Below are 11,749 nucleotides of genomic sequence, written 5' to 3' on the forward strand. Positions count from 1 at the left end.
TCGCGTGAACCGCCTTACTGGATCTTCGGCGGCGCGTCGAAGTTCAGGCCGGGGAGGCCGCCCGGATCGCCCGGGGCGCCGAGGCCGGGGACCAGCAGCTCGTCGAGCTTCTTCTGCACGGCGGCCGGATCGACGGCCGGACCTGCCGCCTTGTAATGCATCACGATGTTCGGGAAGAGCACGACGATCGCCACCATGATGAGCTGGATGATCACGAAGGGAATGGCGCCCCAGTAGATCTGGCCCGTGGTCACCGGCTCCATGCGCTTGCCCGTGAGGCGGTCGGTATACGGCACCTTGGGAGCCACCGAGCGCAGGAAGAACAAGGCGAAGCCGAAAGGCGGGTGCATGAACGAGGTCTGCATGTTCACGCCCAGCATCACGCCGAACCAGATCAGGTCGATGCCCAGCTTCTCGGCCGCCGGGCCGAGCAGCGGCACCACGATGAAGGCCAGCTCGAAGAAGTCGAGGAAGAAGGCCAACAGGAACACCAGGATGTTGACCACGATCAGGAAGCCCACCTGACCGCCCGGGAGCGAGGTCAGCAGATGCTCGACCCAGACGTGCCCGTTCACCCCGTAGAAGGTGAGCGAGAACACGCGGGCGCCGATCAGGATGAAGAGCACGAAAGCGGAGAGCTTCGCGGTCGCTTCGGTCGCCTGACGCACAATGGTGAAGTTGAAGCGGTTCGGGTTGTTGTCGAGCTTGCGCTTGATCGCCGCCAGGATGACGGAGCCCAGCGCGCCCATGGCGCCGCCCTCGGTCGGGGTGGCCAGACCGATGAAGATGGTGCCGAGCACGAGGAAAATCAGCAGCAGCGGGGGCACCATGACGAAGGTGGTCTGCTGCGCCATGTTCGACATGAGGCGGAGCCCGGTGAACCGTTCGACGATGCCGACGATGAGCGCATAGACCGCGCCGGCAATCACCATCTCCAGCGTGAGCGCCAGATTTTCATGACCCTGCTGGTTCAGGACCACATAGGCGACCACGAGGAGGACGGTCAACACGGCGGAGATCACGATGCGCTTGGCGCCGAGCATCTTGTTCATGAGGGCGCAGATGAGCGCCACGACGGTCGCGACGCAGATCGTCAGGATCACGAAATCCGCACCGGCCTTGGTGTTCGTCTGCGACAGCACGTAATAGCCGACAAGGCCCGAGAACACGACCAGGATGCCGAGCTGCCACACGCCGCGGGAGCCGTTGGGCTCCCTGAAGCCCACGGCTTCCAGCGGCAGGCCGGGAGCGGCCTTCGGGTCGATGAGCGAGGCGATCAGCACCCAGCCGGCATAGAGGCCTGCGAGGATGAGGCCAGGCAGGAACGCACCCTCGTACATGTCGCCCACCGAGCGGCCGAGCTGGTCGGCCATGACGATGAGAACCAGCGAGGGCGGGATGATCTGAGCGAGCGTGCCGGACGCCGCGATCACGCCCGAGGCGAGACGCCGGTCATAGCCGTAGCGCAGCATGATCGGCAGGGAGATGAGGCCCATGGAGATCACGGAAGCGGCCACGACGCCCGTGGTGGCGGCAAGCAGCGCGCCCACGAAGATCACCGCATAGGCGAGACCGCCGCGCAGCGGCCCGAAGAGCTGGCCGATGGTGTCGAGCAGGTCTTCCGCCATGCCCGAGCGTTCGAGGATGTAGCCCATGAAGGTAAAGAACGGGATCGCGAGCAGCACCTCGTTCGACATGGTGCCGTAGATGCGGTCCGGCAGGGCCTGCAGGAGCGGCCATGACAGGTTGATGTTGTCCGACGCATAGGGAGCAAGCTCCACCGCGATAAAGAAGAACAGGAGGCCGTTGGCCGCCAGCGAAAAGGCGACCGGGTAGCCGAGGAGAAGGAAGATCACCAGCGCGCCGAACATGATCGGTGCGAGGTTCTGGGCAATGAATGCAGCCATGGGCGAGACTCCGGAATTCAGATCGGGCGAGGGGCGTCAGCGCAGGACGTCGCCCGGAGGCTCGCCGCCTTTGGTGGTGCTGGTATCGGCCAGCTCCGCGATCAGCCGCTCGGCCTCGGCCTCGACGGCGTTGTGGCCGGCGGTGTCGTGCTCGTCCACCAGCTGACCGTTCATGATCGCCACTCGCTTGATGAGCTCGCTCAGCCACTGGAAGGCAAGGGAGATGAAGCCCAGCAGGATGAGGCCCTTGGCCGGCCAGATCAGCAGGCCGCCTGCATTGGAGGAGACCTCGCCGGAACGGTAGGAATTGAAGAAGTAGGGGAAGGCCAAGTAAAGCATCAGGGCCACGAAGGGGAACAGGAAGAACAGGTGTCCGATCAGGTCAATCGTGTCGCGCCCCCGCTTCGTGAGCCTGCTGGAGATGATGTCGATGCGGATGTGCTCGTTGGCCTTCAGGGTCCATGCGGCGCAGAGCATGAACACGGCACCGAACAGGTACCATTGCAGCTCGAGCCAGGCATTGGACGAGACGCCGAAGATGCGCCGGATGATGGCATTGATGGCCGAGACCAGAACGGCGACCACAATGGCCCAGGCGGCCACCTTGCCGATGCGTTCGTTGATCGAGTCGATGACACGGGATAGCCCAAGAAGTGCCGTCACCTGTCTCCCCCTTAGAACCTGTTGGTTGAAGTCTTGCGGCCTAGCTAACGGACTTGAAGCGGCCGTGCTAGAGCCGCTTTAGTCCAACGCAAGGTTTTGACGGGTCCTAGCGGGGAAATTTTCGTGCCGCAAGAGGTGCCAATGTTAAAAGTTTAGGCAGGGCAACACTTTATGATGAGTTGGAAACTTGCGGGATAAGGTTCTTGGGCTTTTTGTCTCTCCCCTCCATTCACGCAGCTTGGCTTTTCCACCCTGGAACGACTATAAGGTTCTAACTTCTGGGGGTGAACGTGACGCTGCTCGTTCTTGGCCTTGTGATCTTTCTAGGCACTCATTCCTTCAGCATGGCGCGGGAACGCCGCGCTGCACTCATCGGCAGGATCGGGGAGGGGCCATACAAAGGGCTTTATTCCCTCCTGTCGCTCGCCGGCATCATCCTGATCGCCATCGGATACGGGCAGTACCGAGCCAACGGCTATATCCCAGTATGGGACCCACCGGTCTGGACGCGGCACCTCGCGCTCCTCCTAGTCTGGATTGCCTTCATCCTGTTCTACGCCGCTTATGCCCCCGGCCACATCAAGGCCCGGCTCAAGCATCCCATGCTGGCGGGCGTAAAGATCTGGGCCTTCGCCCATCTTCTCGCCAACGGCGATCTCGGGTCGATCCTCCTCTTCGGCTCCTTCCTCGTCTGGGCAGTGCTGGCCCGCATCAGCGTCAAGCGCCGGGACGTGGCGGTCCAGCATGGCGGCACGGCGGCGCCCGCCGGCTGGCGCAACGATATCCTGGCCGTCACCATCGGCACCGTGGTCTACCTGGCCTTCGTGTTCTGGCTGCATCCCTGGCTGATCGGCGTGCCGGTTCTCCCCATGCGGGCATGAAGCCTCTCGCCATGTGCGGTTGTCTATGTTAGGCGACCCGCTTGGATTGCAGGAGGCGGCCGCTTGAGGCCGCGTGAGAGACACGATGGCTCAGAACGACGAGTTCATTCGCGAAGTCGATGAGGAATACCGCCGCGACCAGCTCGCCAAGGTCTGGGAGCGCTACAACGGGATCATCATTGCAGTGGTCGTTCTGGTGGTGGCCGGCGTCGGCGGCTGGCGCTTCTGGCAGCACAGGCAGCAGAGCCTCGCCCAGGAAGCGGCCGTCCGCTACGAGGAGGCGCTGCGCCTGTCCTCCGAGGACAAGGGCCAGGAAGCTCAAGGCGCTCTTGAGACCGTCGTGAAGGAAGATGCCGGCACGGGCTATGCCATGCTGGCCCGCTTCCGGCTTGCCGCCGAACTCGGCAAGCAGAACGCGGAGAACGGCGCCTCGGCCTATGATGCGCTCGCGAACGATTCCGCCATGCCTGCGCTCTGGAAGGATCTGGCCCGCCTGCGCGCCGCCTGGCTGCGCCTCGACACCGCCGAACCCGCCGACCTGCGCAAGTCCATCGAGCCGCTCGCGGCTCCCGCCAATGCGTGGCGCCATTCCGCCCGGGAACTCTTGGGGCTATCCGGTCTTAAGGCCGGTGACATGGATTATGCCGGCCGCTGGTTCGACCAGATCGCCGCCGACCGCGAGACGCCTTCTGCTCTGAGGCAGCGCCTTGCCGTCTATACGGCTCTCGTGGCGGGCGGTCCGGTTCAGGTGACGCAGTAAGAAGTAGATAGGACAAGACATGACGCCCACCGTCGCCATTGTCGGGCGGCCGAATGTCGGCAAATCGACTCTGTTCAACCGTCTCGTCGGCAAGAAGCTGGCGCTCGTGGACGACCGCCCGGGCGTGACCCGCGACCGCCGCGAGGGCGAGGCGCGCCTCGGCGATCTCGAATTCCGCATCATCGACACGGCGGGCCTGGAGGAGGCGACGGAAGAGTCGCTTCTCGGCCGCATGCGCGCCCAGACCGAGGCCGCCATCGTTGATGCCGACGTGATCCTCTTCGTGATCGATGCCCGCGTGGGCATTCTCCCCGCCGACCGGCCCTTCGCCGAGATGGTGCGCCGCTCCGGCAAGCCCGTGATCCTCATCGCCAACAAGGCGGAAGGCGCGGGCGGCCTGGCGGGCGCCTACGATGCGTTCTCGCTGGGGCTTGGCGATCCCGTTCCGCTCTCCGCCGAGCACGGCGAGGGCATGGCCGATCTCTTCGAGGCCCTGATGCCTCACTTCCCCCATCCGGACGAGATGGAGGACGAGGACGATCCGAACAAGCCCCTGCAGGTGGCCATCGTCGGGCGCCCCAATGCGGGCAAGTCCACCCTCATCAATCGGATGGTGGGCGAGGACCGTATGCTCACCGGCCCCGAGGCCGGCATCACCCGCGATTCCATTTCGCTCGATTGGGAATGGCGTGGGAAATCAATCAAGCTGTTCGACACGGCGGGCATCCGAAAGCGCGCCCGGGTCGAGGACAAGCTCGAAAAGCTCTCCGTGGCCGATGCCCTGCGCGCCGTGCGCTTCGCCGAGGTGGTGGTCATCCTCCTCGACGCCACGATCCCGTTCGAGAAGCAGGATCTCACCATCGTCGACTTGGTGGAGCAGGAGGGCCGGGCTCTCGTGATCGGACTGAACAAGTGGGATCTGGTCGCCGACCAGAAGGGTCTGCTCGCCGACCTGAAGGAGAAGGCCACCCGCCTGCTGCCGCAGGTGCGCGGTGCGCCTGTCGTTCCCCTGTCGGGCCTTGCTGGCAGCGGCATCGATCCGCTCATGAAGGCGGTTCTGCACGTCTACGAGAAGTGGAACACCCGCATCTCGACCGCGCGGCTCAACCAATGGCTTTCCGAAGCCATCGACGCCAATCCGCCGCCCGCCGTGTCCGGCCGCCGGATCAAGATCCGCTACATGACGCAGATCAAGGCGCGCCCGCCGCATTTCGCCGTCTTCGGCAACCAGCTCGATGCCCTGCCGAAGAGCTACACCCGCTACCTCGTCAACGGCATCCGCGAAGCCTTCGACCTGCCAGGCACGCCAATCCGCATATCCCTGCGCATGGGGTCGAACCCGTTCGACAAGGAGCGGAAGTAGCGGCGGCGCTTCCCTGTCTCGTCCTGCTTAATCACCGACTGCTCGCAAGAGCGGTTTCGGAAGCGCCACGACATTGTTCGAGAGCAGCGGCACGAATTCCCCAATCGGAGCAGGACGGCCGAAGAGATAGCCCTGAGCCTCGGTGCATCCCTCCGAGCCCAGGAAGCTGAGTTCCTCGGATGTCTCGACACCTTCGGCAATGACGGGCAGCCCAAGGCCGCGTCCGAGCCCGAGCACCGCCCTGACGATCGCGGCAGCCTGCGGATTGTCGTGGACCTCATGGATGAAGGAGCGGTCGATCTTGATCTTGTCGAAGGGGAAGGCCCGCAGATTCGACAGCGACGAGTAGCCGGTCCCGAAATCGTCCATGGCAAGGTTGACGCCGATGGCCTTCAATTTCTGCAGGGTCAGAAGTGCACGGTTCGGATCGCGGATCAGTGCTGTCTCAGTGATCTCGATCTCCAGCCGTTCGGGGGGAAGCCCGGTATCCTCCAGGGTCCTTCGGACGAACTCTACGAAGCCGTCGCTGGTCAGTTGAAGGGCCGAAACATTGACCGCGATCGCGAGCGGCCGCATCCAGTTCGCGGCCTCACGGCAGGCCTCATGCATCACCCACTCGCCGATCTTCAGGATCGACCCGCTTTCCTCCGCGATGGGAATGAAGGTCGACGGCGAAACTGGACCTCTGGTCGGGTGGTTCCAGCGCAGCAGAACCTCGAACCCGTTCACCTCGCCGGTGTCGACCTGCGCCTGGGGCTGATAGGCGAGGCTCAGCTCCCCGTTCGCGATGGCGCTGCGCAGATCATGCTCCAAGCTGCGGCGCTCCCGGATCTGCGCTCCCATGGCGGCCTCGAAGAAGCGATAGGTTCCCTTGCCTTCGGTCTTGGCGCGGTAGAGAGCCGTATCGGCGCTGGACAGAAGTTCCGTGCGATCCTTGGCGTCGGAGGGATACAGGGCGATACCGATGCTGACCGACACGAGATTGGTCGGTATGCCCGTCTCATCGGCACTTTTCAGGCTTTTCAGCAGGGTTTCGGCAAGCTGGCCCACATGGGCAGGATCGGTGATCGAGGGCACGATGACGGCGAATTCATCTCCGCCCAGGCGCGCGATCATCTGATCCTCGGCAAGAGCCGTGGACAGGTTCTTGGAGATGTCCTTGAGCAGCTGATCGCCTGCCGCGTGGCCATGGAGATCGTTGACGTCCTTGAAGCCGTCGAGATCGAGGCACAACAGCGCCAGCTGCCGGCCGCTTCTCCCGTGCAGGCTGATTTCGCGGTCGAGCCGCTGATCGAAACTCGCGCGATTGCCGAGGCCGGTCAGTGGGTCATGATGCGCCAGGAACCGGATCTGCGCCTCCGCATTGCGGCGGTCCCGCAGATCGCGGACGGCGATCACGGTGTGCGGCTCATCCTTGTAGTTGATCGGCCGAGCGATCAGCTCGACGGGAAGCAGTGTGCCGTCGCCATGCCGCAGCTCGGTTTCAACGGCCTGTCCCGGAACGGCGAACAGCATCTCCCGCTTCTGGGTATCCTGAAGCCAGGCGGCTAGGTCCTGGCCGCCGATCTGCTCCACCTTCAGGCCGGTCAGTCGCGCGAAGCTCTGGTTCACGGTCACGATGGTCGCGCCCGCGCAGAGGACGAGGCCTTCGAGCGCCGCATCGGTGAGATCCCGCATGCGCTGGATTTCGAGCCCGATGCGCCGGCGTTCCCTGACATCGAGGATCAGGGCCATGAAGGCCAGCAGCAGGATGGCGAGGGAGACGACAGCCACGCCGAGCGCCAGCCACTCGGCGGGAATGGCCGAGGACGAGAGGGCGATGGAGGGATCGGGCGTGACGCTGACCGCACCCATCGCGGTGAAGTGGTGGCTGCAGATCGCAAGCGTCAGCAGCAGCGCGCCGGCGATCTTGCTGGCCAGCGTGGCTCTGTGCAACGCCACCGCGACCGCCGCAGCACCGAGCAGGCCCCCGAGCAGGATCGATGCCGCCACCATGGTCGGATCCCAGGCGAGGGTGCCGGCCACTTCGAAGGCGGCCATGCCGGTATAGTGCATGACGGCGATGCCGCCGCCGACGGCTGCTCCTCCGATCCATCGCGATGCTATGAGCCCCGGGAGGAGAGCAATCCCGAAGCCCAAGCCGGTCAGCACCACGGCGGCGATCAGGGAGATGGCCGTGAGGGCGATATTGTAGGCGGTGGGCAGGGCAGGCGAATAGGCCAACATCGCGATGAAATGGGTCGACCAAATTCCGAAGCCCGTCGCGGCCGCGGCAACCGTCAGCCAGATGCCCCGGCTCATGCTCTCGAGGCGCAAAACGTGATGGAGCAGGTTGACCGCCGTCAGGGATGCCAGAGCGCAGACCAGGGCCGCGAGGGCGACGAGCCGGAGGTCGTGCTCGGTCACAATGCAATCATAGACGGTCAGCATAGGGAGCCTTTGCAGCATCCCCGTCGCATGGTGCGGCGCTGCTTGCGACGACGGACGGGGCGGTGCGGAATCGGATGTTCGGGAGACGGAATCCGGCCTTGCACCGGTATGGCGGGGCGGCATCATGCCTTTGGATCTGCATCACCTCGGTGACTGGTCCAATCCGCCATCAATTATGGGAGAACAACCCAAGCAGGAATTTGACCCATCGGCCTCGCAAGTCAACGAATGGCGCCCGGCTTGCGGCGTCTTATCCCGTCACAGGGTTAACGGAATGCGGGGCGAGGGCGTTAGGCATCAGCGCATGACGGTTCCGAGCGACGTCCTGCTGCCCCAGGCGTTGCGAAACGCTTCGCCCCCGCCACGCAGGCGATCACCGCGACGTTGACCGCGACCATCCCCCAGCCTACGGCCTCATTGAGAAGCAGTGCTGCCAGCATGAGCCCGAAGAAGGGCTGGAGCAGCTGGAGCTGCGACACGCCCGCGATGCCGCCGAGCGCCAGGCCGCGATACCAGAACACGAAGCCGATGAGCATCGAGAACAGCGACACATAGGCAAGCGATAGCCACGCGGGCAGGCCGATCCCGCTCCATGAGGCGGGCAGGTTGAGCAGCATCAGGCCGGCCGTCAGCGGCAGGGAGAGAACGAGCGCCCAGGAGATCACCTGCCAGCCGCCAAGTTTGCGCGACAGCCTCGCGCCCTCCGCATAGCCAAGTCCGCAGGCCAGGATGGCGCCGATCATGAGAAGGCTGCCGATCGGGGAGGCGGAGCCTCCCTGGAGCAGGGCGAAGCCCGCGACAAGGGCGCCGCCGAGTCCGGAGAAGATCCAGAAGGCGGGCCTCGGCCACTCGCCGCAGCGCAGGATGCCGAAGATGGCCGTCGCCAGCGGCAGCAGGCCGACGAAGCAGATGGACTGGGCCGAAGTGATGTGCTGCAGGGCCAGCGCCGTCAGCAGCGGAAAGCCCACCACCACCCCGAGCGACACGATGGCGAGCGGCAGGAGATCGGCTCTCGCAGGCCGCTTCTGGCGCAGGAGCATGAGCAGGGCCGCGCCCAGAAGCCCGGCGATCGTCGCCCGCGCCACGGTCAGGAACAGCGGGTCGATGTCGAGCACGGCGATGCGGGTCGCCGGCAGCGAGCCGCTGAAGATCAGCACCCCGAGAAAACCGTTGATCCATCCCTCAGTCGTCCTGTCCATGCGCAAACCTCCGCCGCGCCGCAATCTCACCGGGAACGGCATGGCCTTTCCAGAGACGGTGCAGTACGGTTAAGCCGAACTGTCATGGAACGGCGGGCGGTACAGTGGACGATCTCACCTTCACCCATCGCGACGGAACGCTCGTGGAGCACGTCATGGCGGCGATCCGCCACCGGATCGCCAGCCGCGCCCTGCCGCCGGGCGGCAAGCTCCCATCCATCCGGGCGCTCGCCCAGACCATGCAGGTGTCGAAATCCACCGTGGTGGAGGCCTATGACCGGCTCGCGGCCGAAGGCGTCATTCGCTCCCGGCCGGGCTCCGGCTTTTTCAGCGCGGCCAGTCTCGCGCCCCTGTCCTTGGCGGAGCTCGCCCCGCGCCTCGACCGGGCGGTCGATCCGTTCTGGGTCTCGCGGCAATCCCTGGAGGCGCGGGGGGGAGTGCTGAAACCCGGCTGCGGCTGGCTGCCGGATTCCTGGATGCCCGAGGACGAGATCCGCCGGGCCCTGCGTGGCCTGGCGCGCACGAAGGACGCAACGGGCCTCACCGATTACGGCACGCCGCTTGGCCTGGCCGCCTTGCGCGGCTTCCTCTCGCGTCGCCTCGCGGAGCAGGGTGTCGAGGCCGCACCCGACCGGATCCTGCTCACGGATTCCGGCACGCAGGCCATCGATCTCGTGTGCCGAATGCTGCTCCAGCCCGGCGACACGGTGCTGGTGGACGACCCCTGCTATTTCAACTTCCTGGCGCTGCTGCGCGCCCATCAGGTGAACGTGGTGGGCGTGCCGATGACCCCGACCGGCCTCGATCTCGGCGCCTTCGCGCAGGCGCTCGCCGAGCACGAGCCGCGCCTCTACATCACCAATTCCGGCCTGCACAACCCGACCGGCGCCACCCTCTCCGGCGTGACAGTGCACCGCCTCCTGAAGCTCGCCGAGCAGCACGGCCTCACGGTCGTCGAGGACGACATCTTCGCCGATTTCGAGCACGAGCCCGCGCCTCGCCTCGCGGCCCTCGATGGCCTTGAGCGTGTGGTGCGCATCGGCAGCTTCTCGAAAACCCTCTCGGCCTCGTTCCGCTGCGGCTACATCGCCGCGAGACCCGACTGGATCGATAAGCTCACGGATTTGAGGATCGCCACGGGCTTCTCCAGCAACCGCCTCGCGGAAGAGTTGGTGCTCGGCGTTCTCGGCTCAAGCGGCTATCGCAAGCACCTGGAGTCCTTACGCACGCGGCTTGCAAAGACCATGGCCTCCGTCATCCCGCGCCTGGAGCGGCTCGGCATCACGCCCTGGATCGTGCCGAAAGCCGGCATGCTCCTCTGGTGTCACCTTCCGCAGGATCTCGACGCCGCCGTTGTCGCGCGTCACGCGCTGAACGACGACGTGGTGCTCGCGCCCGGCAACGTGTTCAGTCCCGCGCAGACGGCCAGGAGCTCCATGCGCTTCAACGTGGCGCAATGCGCGGACGAGGGCGTGTTCGCGGTGCTGGAAAAGGCGATGAAGCTGGCGCAGTCATGAAACCCTCGTCGTCATGGCCGGGCTTGTCCCGGCCATCCCGATGCTGTCGATCTCAGCGCTTCAAGTCATCGAGATCACCGGCACAAGGCCGGTGATGACGTGCGGATGTCGGTTAGTCCTTTATAGGCCAGCCTCTCAGGATGAGGACGGATCGATGAACCAACGTGGAGACCCGGGGCAAGAGCTGCGGTCCATGATCAATCCCAGACCCGGCGCGTGCGCTAATGGCAGCGACGCGGCCTTTCGTGCACCCGTCTCATTGCCCTACATTGAAGCATGACCGAGACAAAGCGAATCCCGATATCCTTTCAAGACGCGACGGCCCTTGGCGATTGGCTGTCAAAGCATCATGACAGCGCCACTGAGCTTTGGGTCAGGATCTTCAAGGCCGGCTCCGGCAAGCCATCCGTGACGTGGACCGACTGTGTTGTCGAGGCGATCCGGTTCGGCTGGATCGATGGCCAGAAGCAGCCGCTCGACGCCGAGTCTTATCTCCAGCGCCTCACGCCTAGGAAGCCGAAGTCCAACTGGTCGAGCAAGAACCGCGAGCACGCGATGCGCCTGATCGCCGAAGGGCGGATGATGCCGGCCGGCTTAAGACATGTGGAGGCGGCAAAGGCGGATGGCCGGTGGGAGAGCGCCTATGCGGGCTCAGCCGGGATGACCATTCCCCAGGACTTTCTCGACGCGCTCGCATTGATGCCCGCCGCCAAGGCGTTCTTCGACACCCTCGACCGCAAGAACCTCTATCCGATCTACTATCGACTTCACACGGCAAAGCGACCTGAGACGCGAGCGAAGCGAATGGCCCAGATCCTCGCCCAACTCGATCGCGGCGAGCGGTTTCACTGAGCGCTCAGATCCTAAAGGCGGCGACGGCAAGGGCCGCAGCGCTTCAAAGACGTGTGTCCCCGGAACAAGTTCGGAGATGACGGGCAGGGCTGTTCGATCCGCTGCGGTTACTATCCGCCAAGAAGTGTGCGAAGCGAAATGCCGGAAAGTTCGAGGCTCAACTCGCAGCGGATCCCG

9 protein-coding genes are annotated in these 11,749 nt (G+C 64.8%); 5 read left to right on the plus strand and 4 right to left on the minus strand.

The genetic code is table 11. The features are described 5' to 3' along the window. Positions 1-14 precede the first annotated feature (14 nt). Both I2H36_RS03555 and I2H36_RS03560 read right to left on the minus strand, forming a co-directional pair. Entirely contained in the window at positions 15-1,907 is a 1,893-nt protein-coding gene (locus tag I2H36_RS03555; RefSeq protein WP_196262466.1) for a TRAP transporter large permease, read from the minus strand. Between the two features lie 36 nt (positions 1,908-1,943). Beyond that, positions 1,944-2,570, minus strand: coding sequence for a TRAP transporter small permease subunit (locus tag I2H36_RS03560; RefSeq protein ID WP_196262467.1), 627 nt, complete (start codon positions 2,568-2,570; stop codon positions 1,944-1,946). 290 nt (positions 2,571-2,860) lie between these two features. Here I2H36_RS03560 and I2H36_RS03565 point away from each other — a divergent pair, with 290 nt between their 5' ends. The 3 genes from I2H36_RS03565 (at position 2,861) to der (ending at position 5,574) form a co-directional block, all read left to right on the plus strand. Next, a complete protein-coding gene (locus I2H36_RS03565; RefSeq protein ID WP_196262468.1) occupies positions 2,861-3,451 on the plus strand; it encodes an NnrU family protein in 591 nt (196 codons plus the stop codon). 85 nt (positions 3,452-3,536) lie between these two features. After that, a complete protein-coding gene (locus tag I2H36_RS03570; RefSeq protein WP_196262469.1) occupies positions 3,537-4,211 on the plus strand; it encodes a tetratricopeptide repeat protein in 675 nt (224 codons plus the stop codon). Between the two features lie 19 nt (positions 4,212-4,230). Then, positions 4,231-5,574 (plus strand): ribosome biogenesis GTPase Der, encoded by a 1,344-nt coding sequence (gene der, locus I2H36_RS03575; RefSeq protein ID WP_196262470.1) that lies wholly within the window; start codon positions 4,231-4,233, stop codon positions 5,572-5,574. Between the two features lie 27 nt (positions 5,575-5,601). On the opposite strand, the gene I2H36_RS03580 is transcribed toward der, so the two are convergent. Then, a complete protein-coding gene (locus I2H36_RS03580; RefSeq protein WP_343234385.1) occupies positions 5,602-7,980 on the minus strand; it encodes a bifunctional diguanylate cyclase/phosphodiesterase in 2,379 nt (792 codons plus the stop codon). 314 nt (positions 7,981-8,294) lie between these two features. Beyond that, positions 8,295-9,203: a DMT family transporter gene (locus I2H36_RS03585; protein WP_196262472.1), complete on the minus strand. Its 909-nt coding sequence runs from the start codon at positions 9,201-9,203 to the stop codon at positions 8,295-8,297. A 104-nt stretch (positions 9,204-9,307) separates the two neighbouring features. Between I2H36_RS03585 and I2H36_RS03590 the strand changes: the two genes are divergently transcribed. Then, a complete protein-coding gene (locus I2H36_RS03590; protein WP_343234386.1) occupies positions 9,308-10,720 on the plus strand; it encodes an aminotransferase-like domain-containing protein in 1,413 nt (470 codons plus the stop codon). A gap of 276 nt (positions 10,721-10,996) precedes the next feature. Next, a complete protein-coding gene (locus I2H36_RS03595; protein WP_196262473.1) occupies positions 10,997-11,572 on the plus strand; it encodes a YdeI/OmpD-associated family protein in 576 nt (191 codons plus the stop codon). Positions 11,573-11,749: the final 177 nt, after the last annotated feature.

This window comes from Microvirga terrestris (assembly GCF_015694425.1).
In the GTDB taxonomy this organism is placed as follows: domain Bacteria; phylum Pseudomonadota; class Alphaproteobacteria; order Rhizobiales; family Beijerinckiaceae; genus Microvirga; species Microvirga terrestris.

Bases quoted from the DNA above. Each gene is read 5' to 3' on its own strand.
- I2H36_RS03555 (WP_196262466.1), bottom strand. From the start codon at position 1,907: ATGGCTGCATTCATTGCCCAGAACCTCGCACCGATCATGTTCGGCGCG.
- I2H36_RS03570 (WP_196262469.1), top strand. From the start codon at position 3,537: ATGGCTCAGAACGACGAGTTCATTCGCGAAGTCGATGAGGAATACCGC.
- der (WP_196262470.1), top strand. From the start codon at position 4,231: ATGACGCCCACCGTCGCCATTGTCGGGCGGCCGAATGTCGGCAAATCG.
- I2H36_RS03585 (WP_196262472.1), bottom strand. From the start codon at position 9,203: ATGGACAGGACGACTGAGGGATGGATCAACGGTTTTCTCGGGGTGCTG.
- I2H36_RS03595 (WP_196262473.1), top strand. From the start codon at position 10,997: ATGACCGAGACAAAGCGAATCCCGATATCCTTTCAAGACGCGACGGCC.